19 protein-coding genes and 1 other annotated feature are annotated in these 22,151 nt (G+C 46.8%); of the genes, 6 read left to right on the top strand and 13 right to left on the bottom strand.

Going from position 1 to position 22,151, the window contains the following annotated elements:
* The first annotated feature begins 124 nt into the window (after nucleotides 1-124).
* Together BLV33_RS01640 and cax are read left to right on the top strand one after the other, a co-directional pair.
* The gene (locus tag BLV33_RS01640) at nucleotides 125-1,045 is read left to right on the top strand and encodes a polysaccharide deacetylase family protein (RefSeq protein ID WP_171908977.1); all 921 of its coding nucleotides are present in this window, start codon (nucleotides 125-127) and stop codon (nucleotides 1,043-1,045) included.
* 107 nt (nucleotides 1,046-1,152) lie between these two features.
* Entirely contained in the window at nucleotides 1,153-2,196 is a 1,044-nt protein-coding gene (gene cax, locus BLV33_RS01635; protein ID WP_090787509.1) for a calcium/proton exchanger, read from the top strand.
* 132 nt (nucleotides 2,197-2,328) lie between these two features.
* Here the strand turns inward: cax and BLV33_RS01630 are convergent, their stop codons facing one another.
* From BLV33_RS01630 to BLV33_RS01620, 3 genes are all read right to left on the bottom strand, one after another.
* Nucleotides 2,329-2,616, bottom strand: a complete 288-nt coding sequence (locus BLV33_RS01630) for an Fpa/YlaN family protein (protein WP_090787506.1) — start codon at nucleotides 2,614-2,616, stop codon at nucleotides 2,329-2,331.
* A 118-nt stretch (nucleotides 2,617-2,734) separates the two neighbouring features.
* Nucleotides 2,735-2,983 (bottom strand): HPr family phosphocarrier protein, encoded by a 249-nt coding sequence (locus tag BLV33_RS01625; RefSeq protein WP_090787503.1) that lies wholly within the window; start codon nucleotides 2,981-2,983, stop codon nucleotides 2,735-2,737.
* 104 nt (nucleotides 2,984-3,087) lie between these two features.
* Complete coding sequence (locus BLV33_RS01620; RefSeq protein ID WP_090787498.1) at nucleotides 3,088-3,789, bottom strand: TVP38/TMEM64 family protein; 702 nt, start codon at nucleotides 3,787-3,789, stop codon at nucleotides 3,088-3,090.
* 381 nt (nucleotides 3,790-4,170) lie between these two features.
* Here BLV33_RS01620 and rpsD point away from each other — a divergent pair, with 381 nt between their 5' ends.
* On the top strand, nucleotides 4,171-4,770 hold the full coding sequence (rpsD, locus tag BLV33_RS01615; protein WP_090787495.1) for a 30S ribosomal protein S4: 600 nt from the start codon (nucleotides 4,171-4,173) through the stop codon (nucleotides 4,768-4,770).
* A 151-nt stretch (nucleotides 4,771-4,921) separates the two neighbouring features.
* Here rpsD and tyrS read toward each other — a convergent pair whose 3' ends face one another.
* Nucleotides 4,922-6,184, bottom strand: a complete 1,263-nt coding sequence (gene tyrS, locus BLV33_RS01610; RefSeq protein ID WP_090787492.1) for a tyrosine--tRNA ligase — start codon at nucleotides 6,182-6,184, stop codon at nucleotides 4,922-4,924.
* 45 nt (nucleotides 6,185-6,229) lie between these two features.
* Nucleotides 6,230-6,512 (bottom strand) — a binding site (T-box leader).
* 132 nt (nucleotides 6,513-6,644) lie between these two features.
* On the opposite strand from tyrS, the gene BLV33_RS01605 reads away from it, so the two are divergent.
* Nucleotides 6,645-9,770 carry a transglycosylase domain-containing protein gene (locus BLV33_RS01605; protein WP_090787489.1) on the top strand — a complete coding sequence of 1,042 codons (3,126 nt, stop codon included), beginning with the start codon at nucleotides 6,645-6,647 and terminating at the stop codon, nucleotides 9,768-9,770.
* Between the two features lie 55 nt (nucleotides 9,771-9,825).
* On the opposite strand, the gene acsA is transcribed toward BLV33_RS01605, so the two are convergent.
* Nucleotides 9,826-11,550 (bottom strand): acetate--CoA ligase, encoded by a 1,725-nt coding sequence (acsA, locus tag BLV33_RS01600; RefSeq protein WP_090787486.1) that lies wholly within the window; start codon nucleotides 11,548-11,550, stop codon nucleotides 9,826-9,828.
* A 291-nt stretch (nucleotides 11,551-11,841) separates the two neighbouring features.
* Between acsA and BLV33_RS01595 the strand changes: the two genes are divergently transcribed.
* Both BLV33_RS01595 and BLV33_RS01590 read left to right on the top strand, forming a co-directional pair.
* Nucleotides 11,842-12,480 carry a GNAT family N-acetyltransferase gene (locus BLV33_RS01595; protein WP_090787483.1) on the top strand — a complete coding sequence of 213 codons (639 nt, stop codon included), beginning with the start codon at nucleotides 11,842-11,844 and terminating at the stop codon, nucleotides 12,478-12,480.
* 36 nt (nucleotides 12,481-12,516) lie between these two features.
* Entirely contained in the window at nucleotides 12,517-13,704 is a 1,188-nt protein-coding gene (locus tag BLV33_RS01590; protein ID WP_090787480.1) for an acetoin utilization protein AcuC, read from the top strand.
* A 76-nt stretch (nucleotides 13,705-13,780) separates the two neighbouring features.
* On the opposite strand, the gene BLV33_RS01585 is transcribed toward BLV33_RS01590, so the two are convergent.
* The 8 genes from BLV33_RS01585 to BLV33_RS01550 form a co-directional block, all read right to left on the bottom strand.
* Nucleotides 13,781-14,194, bottom strand: a complete 414-nt coding sequence (locus BLV33_RS01585; protein WP_090787475.1) for a hypothetical protein — start codon at nucleotides 14,192-14,194, stop codon at nucleotides 13,781-13,783.
* A gap of 236 nt (nucleotides 14,195-14,430) precedes the next feature.
* Nucleotides 14,431-15,132 (bottom strand): 5'-methylthioadenosine/adenosylhomocysteine nucleosidase, encoded by a 702-nt coding sequence (locus BLV33_RS01580; protein ID WP_090787473.1) that lies wholly within the window; start codon nucleotides 15,130-15,132, stop codon nucleotides 14,431-14,433.
* Between the two features lie 59 nt (nucleotides 15,133-15,191).
* A complete protein-coding gene (gene ccpA / locus BLV33_RS01575; protein WP_090787469.1) occupies nucleotides 15,192-16,199 on the bottom strand; it encodes a catabolite control protein A in 1,008 nt (335 codons plus the stop codon).
* Between the two features lie 162 nt (nucleotides 16,200-16,361).
* Complete coding sequence (locus BLV33_RS01570) at nucleotides 16,362-16,769, bottom strand: hypothetical protein (protein ID WP_090787466.1); 408 nt, start codon at nucleotides 16,767-16,769, stop codon at nucleotides 16,362-16,364.
* 140 nt (nucleotides 16,770-16,909) lie between these two features.
* Nucleotides 16,910-17,443 carry a type 1 glutamine amidotransferase domain-containing protein gene (locus BLV33_RS01565; protein WP_090787463.1) on the bottom strand — a complete coding sequence of 178 codons (534 nt, stop codon included), beginning with the start codon at nucleotides 17,441-17,443 and terminating at the stop codon, nucleotides 16,910-16,912.
* 18 nt (nucleotides 17,444-17,461) lie between these two features.
* Nucleotides 17,462-19,183 carry a phosphoenolpyruvate--protein phosphotransferase gene (gene ptsP, locus BLV33_RS01560; protein WP_090787460.1) on the bottom strand — a complete coding sequence of 574 codons (1,722 nt, stop codon included), beginning with the start codon at nucleotides 19,181-19,183 and terminating at the stop codon, nucleotides 17,462-17,464.
* Nucleotides 19,180-21,069, bottom strand: coding sequence for a glucose PTS transporter subunit IIA (locus BLV33_RS01555; protein WP_090787455.1), 1,890 nt, complete (start codon nucleotides 21,067-21,069; stop codon nucleotides 19,180-19,182). The genes ptsP and BLV33_RS01555 overlap by 4 nt, the downstream gene beginning before the upstream one ends.
* Nucleotides 21,070-21,184: 115 nt before the next feature.
* Nucleotides 21,185-22,102: a hypothetical protein gene (locus tag BLV33_RS01550; protein ID WP_216234692.1), complete on the bottom strand. Its 918-nt coding sequence runs from the start codon at nucleotides 22,100-22,102 to the stop codon at nucleotides 21,185-21,187.
* Nucleotides 22,103-22,151: the final 49 nt, after the last annotated feature.

Raw genomic sequence — 22,151 nt, 5'->3', positions numbered from 1 at the left:
ATTGTAATTAGTTATTCTAGTTAAAGCAACACAGGGCCAATGATAAAAATATTCATAGATGATTAAAAATGATATGATGCTAATAGCATCTCTCTCAAATATCAGCAAAGAACGGAGTCATAACTTGAATAAAAGAATCTTTGTAAAATTGCTGACCTCATTCATGGTTTTCATCATTTTCATCTATGCCGTCATGAATGATAAAGTAAAACATAGCGAAGGATATCATTTCAATAACCATGTAGCCGTCCTGGAATACCACCACATCGATCCTGAAGCGTCCGAATATACGATCACTCCGGAAGCTTTTAAACAGCAAATGCAAGCTTTGCAAGCCAATCATTATAAAGTGATCACCATGCCGGATTTTATCGAATTCCTAAAGGGTCGCAAAGCCGTTCCGCCGGATGCGGTTGTCCTTACTTTTGACGATGGCTATGAATCTTTTTATCATTACGCCTATCCCATACTGAAAGAGCTTCATATGACAGCCACGAATTTCATGATCGTCAATGCTTTGGAGACGAATCCGGGGATTGCTTTTTTAGCATGGAATCAAATTGAAGAAATGAACAAACAAGGCTTCAGCTTCTATTCACACTCCTTTAATTCACATGATACCGCAGCAGGCGCCAATGGCAAGCAGGTCGGTCTTCTGACAGACCCGATTTACATTGAGGAAAAGAAACGGCTAGAAACTCCAGATGAATATGCGCAAAGGGTTAAAGCCGATCTCTCAAAAGCAAACCAAATGATTCAAAGCAAGCTGGGACCTCAAGAAAACTTATTATGCTTTCCTCATGGCCGTTATAACCAAAACCTGATCACTCTGGGCAACGAAGTGGGAATTCAATATTTCTTTACTGGAATTGACGGGTTGAATTCACCTGGAACCAAGCTGATCAAACGGATCAATGCCGGACTGCCCTATGTGACTGCGAATAAGCTGATCCAAAAGCTAAACGATGAAACAACCGTCTTCGGGACATCGAAAATTTTTATAAAAAATCTCATAACGAGCTGGAGGAACACCGAAGGATATTAAGCTAAAATCGATACAAGGATTCAGAATTTACATTGCGGTTAATTATATGTATATTGAAATAAGTTTAAAAAGCTTGTGAAATTGCTGTTCTTTCGGAGGGTCCATCGTTGAGAGGGAAATTGTTTAATATCGGTTTAGTCACCAGCTTTATTCTCAGTGGCCTGGCGCATTACACACATCTAAGCACTACTCTTCAATTTGCGATTTCTTGCATAGCGATTGTTTTTGTGGCCGGTTTTCTTGGGAAAGCTACGGAGAGCGTGGCTCATTATGCCGGAGAGCGAATGGGAGGGTTCTTGAATGCCACATTCGGCAATGCGGCGGAGCTGATCATCGCGATTTTCCTGGTCAAAGACGGTTTATTCGAGATTGTCAAAGCCAGCCTAACCGGTGCCATTATCGGAAACCTGCTGTTGGTGCTAGGTTTAAGCTTGTTCGCGGGAGGACTGAAATTTAAAGAACAGCATTTCAATAAGAAGCTTGCTTCCCATAACGCTTCACTGATGCTGCTCGCTATCATTGCCCTGTTCATTCCTGCAATTTTTGCCCGAAGCCTGACAAGAATTGAAATAACTACTACCAGTTTAATCGTGGCCTGCGTGCTCATTGCCGCTTATCTGCTGTGGCTGTTATTTTCAATGGTTACCCACAAAAGTGTCCTTGCCGATGAGGTTGTCGAGCATGGCGAGCCGGCTTGGTCCAAACGGACTTCGATCCTGTTTCTGGTGCTTTCTACAGCCATGGTCGGTTTCACCAGCGAATGGCTCGTTGGCACCTTGGAGGAAGTCACCCATAAATTCGGACTGTCCGAATTGTTTGTTGGAGCCTTCTTGATTGCCATTATAGGCAATGCTGCCGAGCATAGCGCAGCCGTCATGATGGCTATGAAAAACAAGGTAGGCGCAGCCGTTGAAATTGCCATCGGCAGTTCCTTGCAGATTGCCTTATTTGTCGCTCCTGTCCTTATTTTGGCCAGTTTCTTCATGGGCAACACCATGGATATCGTTTTCACTACCTATGAGCTGGTTGCTATCGCGGTAGCCGTCATCATCACCCAATCGATCATTCAGGATGGGTCCACTAATTGGTACGAAGGACTGCTGCTCATGATTGTATATGGTGTTTTGGGAGTCGTGTTCTTCCTGGTTTAAAGCAAGTCCCGAGGATAAACGACTACGGCGTCCTAAATGACGATCGCGTTTGTCAAGGTTGATGCGAAGCAAGATAAGATTAGAATAACTTATACTTTCATATCAACGGACAAAAAAAATACCCCTGAGGGGTTATTTTTTTGCGTTTAAAGCCTCATACAGCTGAGCCAAATTGCGTTCAAGCTTGCTCATAATTTCCTTGCCGGCCACCACAGTAATCAGACCTGCACGAATGGCAAAATCGATTTCACGCGATAAGCCGTACATCTGGGTGTCCAGCACTTCTTCGTACAGCGGACATTGACGAGTTGTCAAATTTTCCATCTGAACTTCTATGAGCTTCTCAATTTTATCTGCATCTTCTTGAAGAAGATAATGGGCTTTATGATTTAAATGAAGCAATAGATCAGTTGAAGACATCCATATCCCCCCGTGCGCTAAGTCATCCGTCCTTCTATGCTCTATATTAAGCGAAATCAAAGCAATATACAAGAGAAGGTATTCCCGGTCAGCTCCGGAAATACCTCCTGATAGATGGTTAATCTTCTATTACATTGACGCCCAGGTTATACTTGGCAAACACTTCACTCATAGCTTTCTTGGCTTCATCTGCATCGGGCCCGTGTACGTGAAGATCATAGGTGCTCGAGCTGAGCAGGGTAGTGAATAACCCGAGAATGCTTTTCACATCGATATACTTATTTTCATATTGCAATACGATGGAAGATCTGAACTTGTTAGCGGTTTGGGAAATGTCTACAATTGCAGCGTTATTGGCACTTGGCATCTTGTATTCCTCCATTTTCAATAGTCATCATTTTACATCTCTTATGATAACTTGCAGGTAAATAAAAGTCCAACATAAAATTCCTGCAAAACAGAGTAAAACGCTCATTTTTTATCGTCTTCAGATTTGGACGAGAGCTTCTTTTGGAACCAATGGCCGAGAAAAATCAGCAGTGCAAAAATGAGCAGAAGCAGCAGCAACCGATCCTTATATTTGCGGAAATGAAAAAGATCATGAGCGATCAGCGATTCCAAATAAATAATAGGAAGCTTGCCGATGACGGTCGCCGCTAAAAATGCTCCAAAGCGTGTACCTGTAACGCCAGCAGCCAGATTAATTGCCGATGAAGGGAGAACGGGAATGAACCGACCCAAAAGCACATACAAAAAACCATGGGTCTCCATCCGCTTGCTAAACGGAATTAAAAAAGGAAAGCGCTGCAGCTTGCGAGTCACCCAGGCATGCCCGTAATATCGGGCAGCATAGAAAAAACTGACTGCACTGAGAACGGACGTTATATAATTGACGATAAATCCATCTTTGAATCCGAAAATCGCGACATTCGTTCCTGCGACGACGACGAACGGGATAAATGGGAAAAATGTCTGCAGGAATACCATGAGAACCCCAATGATTTGACCATAAATGCCCAGTGATTTTACATTTTCGGATAATTGATGCATATTGCTGTGAGTCAGCATCACGCCGACTCTTGTAAAAAATAAAAAATAGATTAAACCCGTCAATAGGACGAGCAGGATGGTCCAGGAAAGAACACGCTTGTTTAATAGATTTTTCAAAACCATTCGACCTGCCTTCTCCAACGCTTACTCTTTTGGTTACCTTTCAATCGAGTAAAAACGCACGGTTGACTTCCCACCAGTTTAGAACTTAGCTGGCTATTAGTCAAATAATCTGAGAGGATTATCCCCATTCCTCTCTCCTTTTCAGCTCTTCCAAGCACTTGACAATCCAAAAGGTTTTTTATAAAATTAGTAGTCGAGTACCAACATGATTCATAGTGAAATCACATGTGTTCACCCTCACTGATTTTGCTCCTGCCAAGACAGCGGCTGAACTCTCTTGTCAGGGAATCCAGAGGATTCGTAAGCAAAACCAGACACATGCATTCACATAACCAACCAACTCAATCAACTATATGAGACAAAGAAGGAGTTTTTCCTAACATGGCACGCTATACAGGTCCAAAATTTAAACTAAGCCGTCGTCTTGGCATTTCCCTTGGCGGTTCCGGCAAAGAATTGAAACGTCCTTTCCCTCCAGGCCAGCATGGTCCCGGTCAACGCAAAAAATTGAGCGGCTACGGTGTTCAATTGCAAGAAAAACAAAAACTTCGCCATATGTACGGTTTGGGCGAGAAGCAATTCCGCAACCTGTTCGACAAAGCTTCCAAGCTTCAAGGGATTTCAGGCGAGAACTTCATGGTATTGCTTGAAAGCCGCTTGGACAATCTGATTTACCGTCTGGGATTTGCCAACAGTCGTGCAGGCGCTCGCCAATTGGTAGCACACGGTCACGTATTAGTAAATGGCAAGAAAGTAGATATCCCTTCTTATATCGTTTCTACAGGCGACACTCTTGGCCTGCGTGAAAGAAGCAAAAATCTTTCTTCCATTAAAGAAGCTCTGGCTAACCGCAATTACCTGCCAGCTTACCTGGAATATAATGATTCCGCATTGGAAGGCAAGTATACTCGTCTTCCTGAGCGTTTGGAGCTTCCGCAAGAAATTGACGAGAAGCAAATCGTCGAGTTCTACAGCCGTTAACAAGGATAAACGGCTGCGCCGTTCTAAAAGACGAGCGCGTTTGTCAAGGTTGATGCGAAGCAGGATAAGTTTAGAAAACTTATACTTAATCAACTTACTTAAAACCCTCAAGGATCCGAACTCCCTTGAGGGTTTTTTCTTTGTCAGCTTTTTAATTGTTGAATTGAATCAAGTAATAATTTTTCTTCCCGCGCCGAATGATTAAATAAGCTCCGCCAATTCGTCCCAGATCGGCTGCTCTATTCTCTAAATCATTCAAGCGGTTTCCGTTGATGGTAACAGCTCCGCTTTCGATATCCTTGCGAGCTTGGGTCTTGGAAGAGGCTGCTCCGGCAGCAACCAGCAAATCAATCACGCTGAGCTCATCATTTTCCAAGGTAGTGGAAGGCACATCTTTAAACGCCTCTTCAATTTCAGCTTGGGTAAGCTCTTGAATATTGCCGCTAAAGAGAGCCTGTGTTATGTTCATCGCACTTCGCAAAGCCTCATCTCCATGAACAAGCTTCGTCACCTCGGAGGCAAGAACCCGCTGAGCCTCCCTCTTCTCCGGCTGCAGCTTCACTTCTTGCTCCAATCGGCCAATTTCTTCCTTACTAAGAAAAGTAAAGTATTTTATAAAACGAATCACATCTTGATCGTCCGTGTTCACCCAAAACTGGTAGAACTGGTATGGAGAAGTTTTAGCAGGGTCCAGCCATATGGCGCCGCCCTCTGTCTTGCCGAACTTTTGCCCATCACTCTTCATAACCAACGGCATGGTGATCCCGTAGGCTCTGTTATCGGTTGTCTTGCCGATCAACTCGAGTCCTGCGGTGATATTCCCCCATTGATCGCTCCCGCCAACCTGCAAAGAGCAGTTCTTCGTCTGATTCAGCTGCAGGAAGTCATAAGCTTGCAGGATCATGTAGCTGAATTCCGTGAAGGAAATCCCCTTCGTTATTCTTGAATCGACCGAGTCCTTGGCCAGCATATAGTTGACCGTAAAATTCTTGCCGATATCGCGCAAAAACTCAATCACATTCAAGCTGCCAAGCCAATCGTAATTGTTCACTAATTCTGCAGGATTGGGGAGCCTGTCCGAGAAATCCAGAAACCGGGAAAGCTGATCTTTCAATCGCTGAGACCAAGCGCTTACGGTGTCTGTAGTGTTGAGTGTCCTTTCAGCCGCTTTTCCGCTCGGATCGCCAATGAGGCCTGTTCCGCCACCCACCAAGGCCAGAGGGATATGCCCGGCCAGCTGGAATCTCTTCAGGATCAAAATCGGAAGCAAACTCCCGATATGCAAGCTGTCCGCGGTTGGATCAAATCCTGCATAAAGCACAACCGGTTCCGAATCCAGCTTCTTCTGAAGCCCTTCGCGATTGGTCGTTTGATAAAGCAACCCTCTAAACTCCAAATCCTCCAAAATGTTCATGTTCCAATGCTCCTTTTTTGGCAAAATAAAAAGCCTTCTTATCCACAAAGGGACGAGAAGACTTGACTCGCGGTACCACCCTAATTAAAACGGCTGCACATCAAGCTGTAAAAAAAGCCAAATGCGGGCAAATGCCTGCCGTTTTCACTCGAACTTGGATAACCGGGGATTCCCGGGCCAAAAGCTACTTTCATGAGCGTAACCTCATGAGTTCCCTTCTGCTGCTCCGGACCGTAATTCACTCACATGCAGGTACCGATTCGCACCACCCATCGGCTCTCTGAAAGCATCCACATCCAAGCTACTGCTGATCCTTCATTGCATTTGAATATTGTTTTAAATTTTATATCACGAAATAGCGTTGAATGTCAAACGATAATTGCATGATTTTCTGCGCGGAGTTTCTAAATTTCTCCTCCTGTATGGTATAATGTACCGAGTAAGGAGGATTATGATAACTATGCGCAAATTACTCGCAAAGATGAATCAACCTTGGGTAAGGATATCATTTAAAATTTTTTATCATACTATTAAATGGACTTCTGTCGCAATTCTACTGGCTGCGATCCTTGGAGGGTCGGCAGCATTTGGTTATGTGAGTGCTCTGGTTAAGAATGACCCGATTCGCAGCAATGACTACATACGTCAAACCATGCAGGAAAACGCAGTCACTGGCTTTGCCTATTTTAAAGACGACAGTGTGATCGGCCAGCTTCGAACGGAGGAAGACCGGCGACTTGTTGGGCTGTCGGATATACCGCAGGTTATGCTGGATGCTGTATTAGCGATTGAAGACAAGGATTTTTACAATCATTACGGAGTAGATCTCCGAGGTATCGTCAGAGCCGTCACTCAAAAGGTGCGAAACGAAGATGTGCAAACCGGGGGAAGCACCATTACCCAGCAGTTGGCCAGGCGGGTTTTTTTAACGCTGGACCGCGATGACGGCCGCAAGGCACGGGAGCTTCTGCTCGCACTGCGCATAGAGCGCGTGATGTCCAAAGATGAAATTATGCTGGCCTACTTAAACAAAATCCCTTATGGAAGCGGCTCTAGCGGCTACAATCTGTACGGGATTAAAGCTGCGGCCAAAGGACTATTTAACATCGATGATTTAAAACAATTAAATATTGCCCAAGCTGCATATTTAGCGGGTTTGCCTCAGCAGCCATCCAATTATTCAGCTTTTACCAGCAAACCGGAGTTTGATCCGGAAGGCTTCGGCAAAGCCGTTACAAGACAGCAGCTTGTTCTCAAGCGCATGCTCGAAGAGCAAAAAATTACTCAGGATCAGTATCAAGCCGCTTTAAAATTTGATTTGAAGGCATCGATGCCTGCTCCATCCCAAAAAGCTTATACCACTTATCCCTACCTGATGGTCGAAGTGGAACAACAGGCGGCGGAGATTATACTGAAACAGCAATATCCAAATGTAGATCCCCTAAAAAATGCAGCCGCTTATAAAGAGGCTTTAAAAGCCGTACAAAACCAGCTTCTTCGCGGTGGATATCAGGTGTATACAACCATTGATAAAACCTTATATGATTCCATGCATGACATTGCCGAGGAACCCAAGAACTTTGCTCCGGATGATCCCAAAAAAGGAATGGAACAAACTGGAGCCATTATGCTTGATAATAAGACAGGTGCCATTCTCGGGATGATTGAAGGCCGCGATTTTTTCAAAGAGCAGCTCAATCATGCGACTCAGGCGTACAGGCAGCCTGGTTCTACCATGAAACCCATCGCGGCATATATACCCGCCTTGGATAAAGGAGCTATTCAACCAGCAAGCGTTATCGATGATGTGCCCGTTATTTTGAAGGATGGCTCAAAAGGCTTTCATATTCCGGAGAACTGGGACAGCAAGTACCATGGCTTGGTTACAGCAAGAAGAGCACTCAATCAATCTTACAACATTCCGGCCATCAAGCTCTTTCTGGACAAAGTGGGCATTGATGAAGCTTGGAGTTTTGCCAAAAAACTAGGCATTACCTCGATTCAAAAAGAAGACTATTACGCGCAAACCGGAGTTATTGGAGGATTAAAATACGGGACTTCCGTGAAGGAATTGACCAATGCCTATGCGACGATTCCAAATCAAGGCGTTTTTAACAAATCGTATATGATCCGCAAAATAACCGACAGCAACGGAAAAATCATTTATGAGCACGAGCAAAAACCGTCTACGGTCTTTTCCGAGCAAACGGCCTATCTGATTACAGACATGATGAAAACCGTGATCAGCGACAGCAGCCAAGGAACAGCGACAGACCTGATGAAAAAGTTCAAATCCTATGGCAAGATCCAAATTTCAGGCAAAACAGGCTCAACCCAGGATGATGCTGACGCTTGGTTTATGGGCTACACACCCGATATAACCGTTGGCGTTTGGGTCGGCTATGATCAACCGATTAACAAGCTCAGCTCGAAGCTGAAGCAAACGCAGCATGCCAAAGACATCTGGGCATTAGTGATGAATATGGCTGTCGAGAAAAAGCCGGAGCTGTTTCCAAATAAAGCATTTAAAAAACCGGACGGGATCGTGGAAGCAACCGTATCCGATTTATCCGGAAAGCTGCCAAGTGAAATGACAACTCAAAGCGGTCACGCCGTAACCGATATTTTCAACAAAAAATATCTGCCTACGCAGCAAGACGATGTCATGGTAAATATGGGCATCATCTCATACAATGGCTTGAACTACATTGCTCAGCCTGGAACTCCGACGGAATTTGTTCAGCAAAAAATGGTCATAAAGAGGGAAAAACCCATTGGGGATCTACTGAAGGAATTGGATGTTCTCTTGAAAAAGCTTCCGGAAGACAAACGGAAACCGCTGGATAGCTACAAGCCCCTCGACTATGACAATGATGCGCCGTCCGAAACAGATCCGCGGGTGGAGGATGGAAAAGCCCCTAACTCTCCATCCACGATGGTTGCATCCAAGTCGGGCAATACGGCTATCATTACTTTTCAACCAAGTACAAATGAGGATGTCGTTGGATACCGCCTATATCGTTCTGACAATAACTCAGGTTTCCATTTGGTCGGGGGCAATGTGGTGCTTGCCGGAGCGGAACCTAAATTCACGGATCAGGTTCCACCTTCGACCGTGAATAGTTATTATGTAACTGCCGTTGATGTAGCTGGCAAGGAATCAACCCCCAATCAATATGTGTCTACCGACGGATTCATGGGAGGCGGCATCATTACTCCCCCAGCCGGGGGGACAGCTGCTCCAGGTGACAACGGGGTGAAACCAAGTACAAAGCCGGGTACGAGTCCTACTCCGGGCATTGGAACAGGCAGCAAGACGGTCCCATCAACTCCTTTAGGACTGAAGACTAAAGCAGAAGGTGCAAGTCTTGTAATCAGCTGGACGCCTAATCCATCAAAGGATAATGTTAGAACGTATGACCTTTATTACAGCAATAAAGCGAACGGAACTTATAATAAGCTGGGCTCCGTCAGGGACGGAGCGGAATTTCATTATTTTTCAATCACATACTCCGGTTTTTATAGAGTTATCGCCATTAACGATATTGGAGAATCCAATCCGTCAGCCGCAGTAGAGGTTAAATGAGAAAGCCCTCGTTCCCGATAAGTTCCGGGAACGAGGGCTTTATACTTTCAATCGATTAATCCTCAATTGTTGATAAATCACCAGTTGGCAGGTTAAGCTCCCAGGCTTTAAGCACACGTCGCATAATTTTGCCGCTGCGTGTTTTAGGCAGTTTATCCTTGAATTCAATTTCGCGCGGAGCCGCATGTGCAGATAAGCCTTCCTTGACGAACTTGGAAATTTCCGCTTTCAATTCATCCGATGGGGTATATCCTTCGCGCAATGCGATGAAAGCTTTGATAATTTCACCCCTCATCGGATCTGGCTTGCCAATGACCCCAGCCTCTGCGACCGCGGGGTGCTCAACCAGCTTGCTTTCTACCTCAAAAGGCCCTACTCGCTCTCCGGCTGTGTTGATCACATCATCCACCCTGCCTTGAAACCAGAAGTAGCCCTCTTCATCACGATAAGCGGAATCACCGGAGACATACCACCCCGGGATACGTAAATACTCTTCAAACTTGGCGGGATTGTTCCAAATCTTGCGCATCATGGAAGGCCAAGGCGTTTTGATAGCCAGGTTGCCCATACGCATCGGAGGAAGCTCATTTCCCGCATCGTCGAGGATAGCAGCATCTGTACCCGGAAGCGGACGGCCCATGGAGCCAGGCTTGATCGGCATGCTCGGATAATTGCAAATCAGCTGCGCGCCAGTCTCGGTCATCCACCAGGTATCATGAATACGCTGTCCGTAAACCTTCAATCCCCAGCGCACTACCTCTGGGTTGAGCGGCTCTCCTACACTCAGGACATGACGGAGCGAAGAAAGGGAGAACTGTTTTACCGTCTCATCACCCGCTCCCATTAACATCCGGAATGCAGTAGGAGCACTATACCACACAGTTACTTTATACTTGTCGATGGTTCCGTACCAATCTTGCGGACTAAAGCGGCCTCCACGAATGACGTTGGTCGCCCCATTTAGCCAAGGAGCAAAAACACCGTAAGAGGTACCTGTCACCCAGCCGGGATCGGCCGTACACCAATAAATATCGTTTTCTTGCAGATCAAGCACGACTTTGCCTGTGTAATAATGCTGCAGCATAGCGTTATGTACATGATAAACGCCTTTGGGCTTACCAGTGGAGCCGGAGGTATAATGAATGATCAAACCGTCTTCACGGTCGACCCACTCGATATCCAGTTCAGGGGATGCAGATGACATTTCTTTATAAAAATCAACTTGTCCATCGCTTAACTCCAGATTTTCACCCACGAGAATCACGTGCTTCAAATGCGGCAATTCACTTACAGGCACTCGGGAAAGCTGGCTAGGTGTTGTAATGATTGCAACAGCCGCACTATCCTCCAATCGGTCACGTACAGCCGTTTCCATAAAGGCCTCAAATAATGGACCTACTACCGCACCCACCTTGATAATGCCCAGTAAAGAATAATACAGCTCCGGCGTACGCGGCATAAAAATAAATACGCGCTCCCCTTTTCCGATGCCCAGCTTACGGAGTACATTGCCAAACTGATTGGATCTGTCTTTCATTTGGGCAAAAGTAACGGCTTCTTCCCTTTGGCTGTCGCTGTAATATAAGGCGATTTGCTCCGACCTGGAAGATTCCGCGTGCCGATCAATGGCTTCATAAGCTAAATTGACCTTACCTGTCTCATACCATGAAAAGCTGCGTTCCACCTCTGCCCAATTAAAATTGGCGCGAGCGGCCACGTAGTTTTTTAAATTAGGGTTAGGAGCAGAAGCTGCAATGATTTCTTCGTTCAATTGATCCATGTACAAAACCCTCCTGATTTTTATAAAACGCTTACACTGAGCAAATTTGTTACAATGATAAACGGCTGCGCCAGCCTAAATGTCGAGCGCGTTTATCAAGGTTGATGCGAAGCCTTCATGACCGTCTTTTATTATAGCATATGCTCAATTGTTCGACTATTCCTTTTGAAGCTTTTCAATCCTTTGAAAAATATGTTATAAGTGAACTATGCCTTCAGAAGAAGGAAACTTTCGTGAACCAATGAAGAGGATAAACATTTTATGATTTTTTGGAAAAGGAGGGCTCGTGTAGTGCAGCATATGAAACTGTATCACTCGTACAGCTTCCTCCCAGCACCTGATCGCAAGGAGATTTTGATAGAAGGGCCAGTATCGCCCGGGAGCCTCATGGACTTGACAATGCACTCGCAGCTCGATGCCTTTCGGCGTCCTAGGGAACAGCATGAAGCCTTGGTGGAAATTGCCCGATTGCCGGAAGGGCGGATCATTTTGGCTCGGGACGGCCCAACCATTGTGGGCTATGTGACCTTCCATTATCCGGATGAGATTGAACGATGGTCTGAAGGACATATGGAAGAATTGGTCGAGCTTGGAGCTATTGAGGTTGCGGACGACTATCGTTTTATGGGCCTTGCCAAAAGGATGATTCAGCTGGCTTTTCAGGAAAATCAGATGGAGAATGTGATCTGTTTTACAACCGAGTATTATTGGCATTGGGATTTGGAAAAAAGCGGGCTTACCGTTTGGGCTTACCGCCAAATGATGGAAAAGCTGATGAAGAGCGTCGATATGGTCTGGTTTGCAACGGACGATCCGGAAATTTGTTCCCACCCCGCCAATTGTTTGATGGTCCGAATCGGAAGGAAAGTACCTCAGTCCTCCGTCGAGCAATTTGACCGCATCCGATTTCATCAACGATTTATGTACTAGGATCATAAGGCCGTCTGACCAGGAGGAATATGGAAAATGGGAGATTCCACCAAGAATCCCGTCTTTATCTATGATGAGCATCAAGTTGAATATAGATTTAACGACGAGCATCCCTTTAATCAGCAGCGGCTTGTGCTTACCGTCGATCTGCTGCGAAAAGCGGGAGCGCTACCTCCGTCAGCGCTGCGAAAGCCGCGCCCTGCTTTGGAGGAGGAGCTGCTGCGAGTCCACTCGTCCGCCTATATCGATGCCGTGAAAGCGCTTAGCCTTCCATCACCGGCAGCGGATTGGCTCAGCGAGGCGGGACGCTTCGGGCTCGATACCGATGATACGCCCTTCTTCCCCGGGATGCACGGCATCACCTCGAGTATAGTCGGCGGCTCGATTAACGCTGCCGAGCTCGTGATGTCCGGCCAAGCCCCCCACGCCATGCACCTGGGCGGCGGGCTGCATCACGCTATGCGAAGCAAAGGCGCCGGCTTCTGCGTCTACAACGACGCCTCCGCGGCGATTGCGCATATCCAGGCGACGTACGGAGCCAAAGTGCTGTACGTGGATACGGACGTGCATCATGGGGATGGCGTCCAGTGGAGCTTTTACTCCGACCCCCAGGTATGCACGGTGTCGATTCATGAGACGGGGAAATACCTGTTCCCCGGCACTGGCGCTGTGAGCGAACGCGGTGAAGGCGACGCGTTCGGCACGAACGTGAACATCCCCGTGGAGCCCTACACCGAGGATGACTCGTGGCTGGAATGCTTCGGCGAGGTGCTGACCTCGGCGATCTCGCGCTTCCAGCCGGATGTCCTGGTCTCCCAGCATGGCTGCGACGCCCATGCCTTCGACCCGCTCGCGCATGTGCATTGCTCCATGCGCGTGTACAAGGCCATGCCCGAGCTGATCCACAGCCTTGCGCACCAATGGTGCGAAGGGCGCTGGGTTGCGCTCGGGGGCGGTGGGTACGACATCTGGCGTGTCGTGCCGCGGGCTTGGGGCCTGCTCTGGCTCGTGATGAGCGAGCAGGCTCTTGTGGGTCAGCTGGATGCAGAGCCCCAGCTTGAGCTGCCCCAGGCGTGGTTGGACGCCTGGCAGGGCAAGAGCCCGGTCGAGCTGCCGCGCACGTGGCTCGACCCGGTCGCGACCTGGGCGCCGATTCCGCGGCGCCAGGAGATCCAGGAGCGGAATCGCCAGATCAAGGAGCTGGCGATGATGTACTTGAAATAGCGGCGCTGGAGCGCGGTGCTGGTCGACTCGACCGCGATTAGACTGCTATCTAAGCGTCTAAAAATCAGGTGTCGTATCACCCTGCCGAAATGAACAATAACAGGAACCAAAATTTCGTAAATTTGTTGGCAATCAGCACGTTTTCGGTTGGTTGTTTTGGGTTGGTTTGATCGGGTTGGGTTGTCGTTTTGGGTTGTTCGTTTTGGTTTGTTCGGGTTGGTTTGCTCGAGTTGGATTGTTCGTTTTGGTTTGTTCGGGTTGGGTTGTTCGGGTTGGGTTGTTCGGGTTGGTTTGCTCGGGTTGGTTTGTTCGGGTTGGTTTGCTCGAGTTGGATTGTTGGATTAGGTCGAGTCCGGTTGGGCTGCCGATCGTTTTTCTGAATCATGGATACTGTTAGCACAACAACTTGGCATCCCCTTTCTGCAAGAATGAAAATCATTCTTGCAGAAAGGATCACCTTCCTTCTCGGTTCCACAACGATGAAAATCATTGAAAATCATCGTTCCAGTGCCATTTCATCTCCTCGCTGCTCATAGGGAACCTCTGGAAAGATGAAAAACATCGTTCCAGGAAGCTGATCATTTTATTTGCTTCCTAGAAGAATGAAAAACATTCTTCCAACAATTTTTTTTTCAAATTAATCCAGTTTCGGTTTCCTGTTTTGCCCCCACTATCCGGTTCGGTTTCACTTAATCAGTTCCTGATTTTGCTCCGTCACAGGTCCCATCAAAGCTGACGAATCATATCCTCCACAATTTTGTACGAATTCTCGGAAGCTTGCTTCGTGAATTCGGCAAAATTGACATGCGCGGAGCCGTCCGCTTTGTCAGACATCGATCGGATGACAACGTATGGAATCTGATTCATCGAGCAAACTTGAGCGACCGCTGATCCTTCCATCTCCGTACATGCACCTTTCAGTTCAGTATGAAGCTGACTCACTACATCTCGATCAGCTATAAACTGGTCACCGGAAAGCACCCTGCCCTGCTTGATTCTTCCCTGAAAAAGCTTGCTGCCGGAAGCAGTTGCCAAGTCGACCAGTCCGGAATCCGCAGCAAATATGGATATTTCTTGGTACGGGATGACGCCTCTCGGGTAGCCTAGTGCCGTTACATCCATATCATGCTGCATGCACTCGCTGGAAACGACGATATCCCCGATGTTCAGCTCGGGATCGAGCGCTCCTGCTACTCCGGTAAAAATAACAGCTTCCACGGCAAATTGATCAATCAAAATTTGCGTCGTTACGGCTGCATTGACTTTGCCAACACCCGATTTACAGACGACTACTCGCTTGCCATGGAAAAGTCCTTCCCGATAAAGCACACCAGCTTTGGCGGACTCTTTTACCTGCTCCATATGATGGATCAACAGCTCAATTTCCTCATTCATCGCTCCGATGAGCGCAATTTTCGCGAATGGCATCAGCCTCTCCCCTTTCTTAACCTGTTAGCCTTGACATGACAAAATAAAAAGATGGCTCATTAAAGATGAGCCACCGAATTGCGTTGGATAATTTCATGCGGTAACACGACTTGATGGTTATCCGTTGTTGCTTCCTTGTTCATCAGCTTCGTTAACAGCCTCATGGATACGGCGCCAATGTCGTACATCGGTTGTGCCACCGTAGTAAGCAGCGGCCTTACCATGGAGGCCATGCGGATGTTGTCTACACTGATGACTGAGATGTCATCAGGCACCTTAAGTCCGCTGTCTTGAATCGTATGTATGGCTCCTATAGCCATTTCGTCTGTTGCCGAGAATATCGCGGTTGGGTGCGGGTTAAGCTCCAGGAAATATTTGGTTGCTTCTATGCCGGATTCATAACGATAGTTGCCTATTCGCACGAAATTTTCTCGCATGGGTATGTTCGCAGCTTCCAATGCTTTCTTATAGCCTTGGTAACGGGCAAAACCGTTTGCCGGATCCTCCAGTGTGCCGGAGATCATGCCAATATCCCGGTGTCCCTGAGCAATGAGTACCTGAACTGCATCATAAGCAGCGCGCTCGTGGTCAATATCAACAGAAGGAATACTTGAAGCCTCATCCTTCGTCCCGCAAAGTACGACAGGAACGGATGATGTACGGAAAGCCTGAATATGTTCATCCGTCACGACTCCCCCCATGAAGAGCAGGCCGTCCACTTGTTTTTCGAGCAGTGTATTAATGACGCGGATTTCTTTTTCCTTCTTCTTGTCAGCGTTACAAAGAATGATATTGTAATGGTACATATTTGCGATATCTTCAATTCCGCGAGCAACCTCGGCGAAAATTGAATTAGAAATATCCGGGATGACTACACCCACAGTTGTTGTTTTCTTACTGGCGAGACCTCTAGCCACAGCGTTCGGACGATAACCGAGCCGTTCAATCGCTTCGAATACTTTCTTGCGGGTTTGCGGCTTCACGTTCGGATTGTTATTCACTACCCGGGAAACGGTTGCCATTGAAACTCCGGCTTCACGTGCTACATCATAAATGGTTACGGTCACGGCTGCTCTCTCCATATCCCAAAAGTATTCTTCGAGCCTATTACATTACAGTTATGATACGACAATTTTTACCTGCTTGCAATGAAAACGAAGCATTTTCTTTCATAATACTATCAAAAACATAACAAAAAAGCCAACTTCCGGGGAAGTCGGCTATCAATGTCAGGTTGAGATTGCGTTTTGGCTGAGTTGCGAGAGTCGTTTGCGAATATCGTCCATCCAGGGGGTATCTCCCAAGGACTGAGCCAGCAGCAGTACATCGAGAAGCTCGTTGATTCTCTCTTCCACAATTTTTTCGACAGAATCATTCATATGTTCCCTCTCGGTCACCTTGAGCAGCAAATAAGCGATCTCGGATAGCTCATGAAAAGAATACTGCTGTTTATCCGGTTTGCTCCCCAATTTGCTGATGAGCGCTGTAAGCTCTGGCTTCACATGGGATACGACTTCGCTTCGACCGCACACCTCACAGGAATAGATCGGGACATTGTCGATATCCACTTTATTTTGATAAATGACCGTACGCAGCCGAATGTTCATCGTATGGCCGCATCTGCACTCCTTTATCATTTTATTTTGTTCAACTCCTTCATCACAGGCGGCATGTCCTATGTACCTAATAATTCACATCTACATCTTAATTCTCCTTTTTCTCACGGATTCCTTCCGAAAAGGGAATTGTAGTTTTTGCCACCTATTACAAAAAGAGGTTAACGCGCAATGAAGCTTGTGAGCACCCGAACAAACTCTTTACAGAAAGCAGGCAGATCCGGCGGACGGCGTCCGGATACAATATTACGGTCGACAACGACCTCTTCATCGACCCAGACAGCCCCGGCATTCTCAAGGTCGTCACGAATGCCCGGAGTGGAAGTCATGGTGTAGCCCTTTACAATTTTAGCTGAGATCAGCACCCATCCAGCATGGCATATTTGCGCAATCGGCTTCTCGGCCGCATGAAACTCCCGGGTCAATCGCAAAACGTCCCCATAACGGCGCAGTTTGTCCGGTGCCCATCCTCCTGGAACATAAAGGCCTGTGTAATCAGCAGACCTGGCATCGCCAAAAGCTAAATCCGTTGAGATGGGTACTCCGTATTTACCATGGTAGACCGTTTTTGCCTTAGGACCGGCAATATCCACAATGGCGCCGGATTCTCTTAAGCGAAGAACCGGATACCACATTTCCAAATCCTCAAACTCTTCATCTACAAAAGCAAGAACCTTATGACCGGACAGCTCCATCTTTTTTTCCTCCGAATCTTAGAAAACTTGATCTGCATCGTTCAGTAGATTATGAATTTCTTGACTGGTCTTGCAAACAAGGATGGACTCTACAAGCTTTTTGCAATTGGCATAATTACTGCTTAACAGACGGTGCTTTACATGCAGTAAGGTTTGTATGGATATGCTGAGCTCCTCAAAACCAAGCCCGAGCCAGATCGGCAATGCACGAATATCTCCGGCAAGCTCTCCGCATACACCGACGGGAACACCCACCCTTTTACCCGCATCAATAATATGTTTTAAAAGGCGAATGATGGCCGGATGAAAAGGATCATACATATGGGCAATGTTCTCATTCATGCGGTCTACGGCAAGCACATATTGGACAAGATCGTTGGTGCCTATGCTTAAAAAATTGACCTCGCTCGCAAGCACATCGGCAATCAACGCAGCAGCCGGGACTTCGATCGTGATTCCCACTTCAATGTTTGAATCATAGTCATAGCCAAGATCACTCAGTTCCTGCTTAGCTTCTTCCAAAACCGCATTGGCTTCCTTAACCTCATTCAAGGTTGTAATCATGGGATACATGATTCGCACATAGCCGAAAACACTGGCTCGCAAAATGGCTTTCAACTGAGTTTTAAACAGATCTTTTCGGCCTAGCGAGATGCGAATTGCGCGATAGCCCAGAAAGGGATTGTCTTCTTTCGCCATCGGCATGTAATCGAGCTTTTTATCCCCGCCGATATCCAGCGTCCTGATCACGATAGGTAAACCATTCAGCTTCGCTGCCGCATGCTTATATACCTCGAACTGTTCATCTTCGCTCGGCAGTGAATCCCGGTCCATATACAAATATTCCGTTCGAAACAATCCTACACCTGATGCACCATTTCGCACAACCTGATCGATCTCTTTAAAAGAATTGATATTCGCATGCAGACTGATCATTTTGTTGTCCATCGTTATCGGCGGTACATTGGAAAGCTCCTGCAAGCTCTCTTTAAATTCAAGCCAATTGTTCTTTCTTGCCTTGTAACGTTCAATGGTGGCTTCATCCGGATTGATGTAAAGCGTGCCCTCTTGACCGTCAATGATTAAAAAATCGCCATTTTGAATCGGTCTTAACAGCTTGCCTTCCAACCCGATTATTAATGGAACCGACATCGCCCTTGCCATGATCGCTACATGAGAATGGGTTCCCCCCACCATCGTAACGAGCCCCAGCACTTTTGGAGGATCCAGATGTGCCAACTGAGACGGAGTTAATTCCTTGGCGACCAATATATAGGGATAATCCGTTGGAGGCACGTTCTCCTCCATATCCCCAAGCAAATGCTTCAGCAGCCTGTTGCCGACATCCTTGATATCCAAGGCGCGTTCCTTCATGTACTCATCGTCAATCAGATCGAACATGCCAACGAATTTATCAATAACTTCCTTAACGGCAACCTCAGCCGCCTTATATTGGCGCTCGATAATTCCTTGAATCTCATTCATAAATATCGGATCTTCCAAAATAGCGAGATGAGCGTCGAAAATATTCGATTCTTCTTGACCGACCACTTCATGAATTTCCTGTTTAATCAGCTTGAGCTCGTCCTTGGAAGAACGAATGCCGTCATACAATCTTTCAAATTCATAAGCCAGGTCGGTCACATCGACCATTTTCTCCGGAAAATCCCATTCCCAAGTTGGGATCATGAAGGCTTTTCCCATAGCGATACCGTCTGATGCTCCTATTCCTCTAATCATCCAGCTGCTCCCCCAGAAGTATATTCATTTTTCAAGACGACGGACATCACGGATTTTTGACCCTTTTTGACAAATTTAAATGGAGCAAAGCCCCAGGACTTCACCCTGTCAGGATTCGTAATAATCATCGGAGTCGCCATAGAGGAAGCGAGTTTTCTTAATTTGTCCAAGTTGAATTTCACCAGCAATTGGCCGGGTTCAACCGAGTCTCCTTCTTTGACGACAGCCGTAAAGCATTTGCCGGGCAAGTTGGCCGTATCAATGCCGATATGCAGCAGGATTTCCAATCCCTCCTCCGTTACGATGCCAAGCGCGTGCATAGTTGGATAAATGTGCATGATTTTGCCCGCAACCGGTGACACCAGCTCACCCTTTTCCGGAAAAAAGGCAACTCCACTGCCAACCAGCTTGGATGCAAAAATCCGATCCGGCACATCTTCAATAGGGATCATGCGTCCTTGCATCGGAGAATGGAACAATACCATCTGGATATCCTTGCGTAAAACCTTCATAATCTCTTCTCGGATCAGCTCCGAGAATGTACCGAACACAACTTGCACGTTGCCTCCCCCAAGACGGATGACGCCCGCTGCACCCAAATGCCGGAGTGCCGTGATATCCATAAGTCGATCATTGGCCAGAGTTAGACGAAGCCGGGTGATGCACGCTTCAATTTGTTTGATATTGTCTTTACCTCCAAGCGCTTGCAAAATAAGCGGTGAGCGATATGGAATATCTCCCGCCCATTCTTCCAACTGAGAGCCTTCTTCCCTTCCTGGCGTCGGAATCCGAAAGCGGCGAATCGCATAGCGAAATAAAAAATAATAAAGCAGTCCAAATCCGATTCCAATAGGAATCAGCAAAAATCCATTCTGGGACAGATGCTCGTTGATCACAAAATCTATCGCTCCAGCGGAATAAGAAAAGCCATGGTGAATGCCCAATTCATAGGCGATCCACATCGCTGCCCCGGATAACAGAGCATGGATCATAAACAAATAGGGAGCCACAAATAAAAAGGCAAATTCAATAGGCTCGGTCACTCCCGTTAAAAAGGAGCTCAGCGCAGCTGTAAGAAAGATCGTTTTGATTTTCGGCTTCAAATCCTCGCGCGCCTCATGAATAATCGCAAAGGCGATGGCAGGCAGGGCAAACATCATGATCGGATATAATCCCGCCATATAGATGCCTGCAGTAGGATCACCTGCAAAATAGCGGGGCAAATCGCCGTATACCATATTACCGTTTCCAGAATCATATGCTCCAAGCTGAAACCAAAAAAAGTTATTAAGGATATGGTGAAGCCCAAAGGGTACGAGCAATCGATGGATGATCCCGTAAATAAAAGTGCCTAAACCGCCTAATCCTAAAATCGTATTGGAAAGCCACTGCATCCATTCTTGTAAATAAGGGCCAATGCCGATCATGAGATAGGAGACTATTAACGTTGCGAGGCCCATGATAAAGGGGACAATACGGGGTCCGCCGAAAAATTGAATATATTCCGGAAGTTGGAATTCTTTGAATCTATGATAAATGATGGCTGCGAGCAGCCCGATTAATATGCCTCCGGAGACCCCCAGCTGAAACTCTTCACCCAGCTCATGCTGAATAAGGCTGATAAACATGAAATAACCAAGCATCGCCGACATGCCGGCAATGCCTGCGCCTTCTGTCAGGCCGAGCGCCACGCCAACGGCAAAAATGATCGGGATATAATTAAATATGGTATGTCCGCCTAGTAAAAGGAGATCACCGAACTTGGATGCATGAACGCTTTCCCAGGGAAGATCCCCTAACCGCAATAAAATAGCGGCTACCGGAAGCGCTATGGTTGGCAGCATTAATGAGCGGCCGAGCTGCTGTAAGTTTCCCATCCAGTTCAAACGAATGCTCCCTCCTTTCTATTACAAATCGTATAGCTAGTTCATGTTTTTGTCAAAATTTTTATGCATGAAAAATTAGCGGGCCAAGTGGCCCGCTAATTATGGATTGGCTTTACTAATTGAATGTGCTTTGGCTCTGATTGCTGCCGTAAGGGGTGCTTTGCGAAAATCCGAATTGGGAAGAAACATTGTTTAAACCCGAGTTTGTATTTTCACGGCCTCTTATCCCATAGGATGGGCTGCTGAAATTAGTACCGGAAAATGCTCCGCCGCCTTGTTGAGTTGGACTTAGCGAATCAGCACGAAGGCCGGCGTCATGCCCTTGTTGGTTACCGCGATAATTGGCTGTGTGAAAGGCTTCAGTTCCTTGACCAAAGGAAGACCCTTGATTGCTGTATCCGGATTGGCCAAAGCTGGATGGGCCCATAGCGTATTGGTTCATCATGGAAGAGCTGCCGAAGCTTCCGCCTTGAGTTGGATTCATGGAATCAGCACGCAGCCCTGCGTCATGTCCTGGTTGGTTTCCACGGTAGTTTGCCGTATGAAAGGCCTCAGTACCTTGGCCAAAAGAAGAGCTAAAGCCTTGATTCCCGTACCCGGATTGACCCATGGAAGAGTAAGGGCTTGTATTAAAGCCAAATTGAGTGGATACATTATTATATCCTCCCTGGTCATTTCCTCTGATGCCGTAATTGACGCTGCTGTAATTATTCGAAGTGCCGAAATTCCCGCCGGAGCCCCCGTATCCAAAACCGCCGGATTGCATTTGAGTCGGATTGAGTGAATCAGCGCGAAGCCCTGCATCGTGTCCTTGTTGGTTTCCACGATAATTTGCCATTTGGTAGGAACTCGAAGCATTTTGGCCATAACCTTGGCTGCCCATACTCATATTTTGACCATAACCCTGGCTGCCTTGATTTTGGCCATATACGGATTGCACGTTGCCTGTAGGCTGAAACTGTCTTTGGAATCCTTGATTCTGTGATGACATACCTGCAGAAGAACCGAAATTGCTGAAGTTGTTGCTATACATTGCTTCAAATCCTCCTAATGTTAATTTCTGCTTCATTTCTGAAGAGTAT

Source organism: Paenibacillus sp. GP183 (assembly GCF_900104695.1).
In the GTDB taxonomy this organism is placed as follows: Bacteria; Bacillota; Bacilli; order Paenibacillales; family NBRC-103111; genus Paenibacillus_AI.
This window is presented reverse-complemented; position numbering and strand designations above follow the sequence as displayed.

Excerpts from the sequence above, each read along its gene's own strand:
- BLV33_RS01625 (WP_090787503.1), bottom strand. The coding sequence starts at position 2,983 with ATGCCAAGTGCCAATAACGCTGCAATTGTAGACATTTCCCAAACCGCT.
- BLV33_RS01620 (WP_090787498.1), bottom strand. The coding sequence starts at position 3,789 with ATGGTTTTGAAAAATCTATTAAACAAGCGTGTTCTTTCCTGGACCATC.
- BLV33_RS01580 (WP_090787473.1), bottom strand. The coding sequence starts at position 15,132 with ATGCCATTCGCGAAAATTGCGCTCATCGGAGCGATGAATGAGGAAATT.
- ptsP (WP_090787460.1), bottom strand. The coding sequence starts at position 19,183 with ATGATTAGAGGAATAGGAGCATCAGACGGTATCGCTATGGGAAAAGCC.
- BLV33_RS01570 (WP_090787466.1), bottom strand. The coding sequence starts at position 16,769 with ATGATAAAGGAGTGCAGATGCGGCCATACGATGAACATTCGGCTGCGT.
- BLV33_RS01565 (WP_090787463.1), bottom strand. The coding sequence starts at position 17,443 with ATGGAGCTGTCCGGTCATAAGGTTCTTGCTTTTGTAGATGAAGAGTTT.
- BLV33_RS01585 (WP_090787475.1), bottom strand. The coding sequence starts at position 14,194 with ATGATTTTCATCGTTGTGGAACCGAGAAGGAAGGTGATCCTTTCTGCA.
- BLV33_RS01605 (WP_090787489.1), top strand. The coding sequence starts at position 6,645 with ATGCGCAAATTACTCGCAAAGATGAATCAACCTTGGGTAAGGATATCA.
- BLV33_RS01630 (WP_090787506.1), bottom strand. The coding sequence starts at position 2,616 with ATGTCTTCAACTGATCTATTGCTTCATTTAAATCATAAAGCCCATTAT.
- acsA (WP_090787486.1), bottom strand. The coding sequence starts at position 11,550 with ATGGATCAATTGAACGAAGAAATCATTGCAGCTTCTGCTCCTAACCCT.
- rpsD (WP_090787495.1), top strand. The coding sequence starts at position 4,171 with ATGGCACGCTATACAGGTCCAAAATTTAAACTAAGCCGTCGTCTTGGC.
- BLV33_RS01550 (WP_216234692.1), bottom strand. The coding sequence starts at position 22,102 with ATGTATAGCAACAACTTCAGCAATTTCGGTTCTTCTGCAGGTATGTCA.
- BLV33_RS01590 (WP_090787480.1), top strand. The coding sequence starts at position 12,517 with ATGGGAGATTCCACCAAGAATCCCGTCTTTATCTATGATGAGCATCAA.
- tyrS (WP_090787492.1), bottom strand. The coding sequence starts at position 6,184 with ATGAACATTTTGGAGGATTTGGAGTTTAGAGGGTTGCTTTATCAAACG.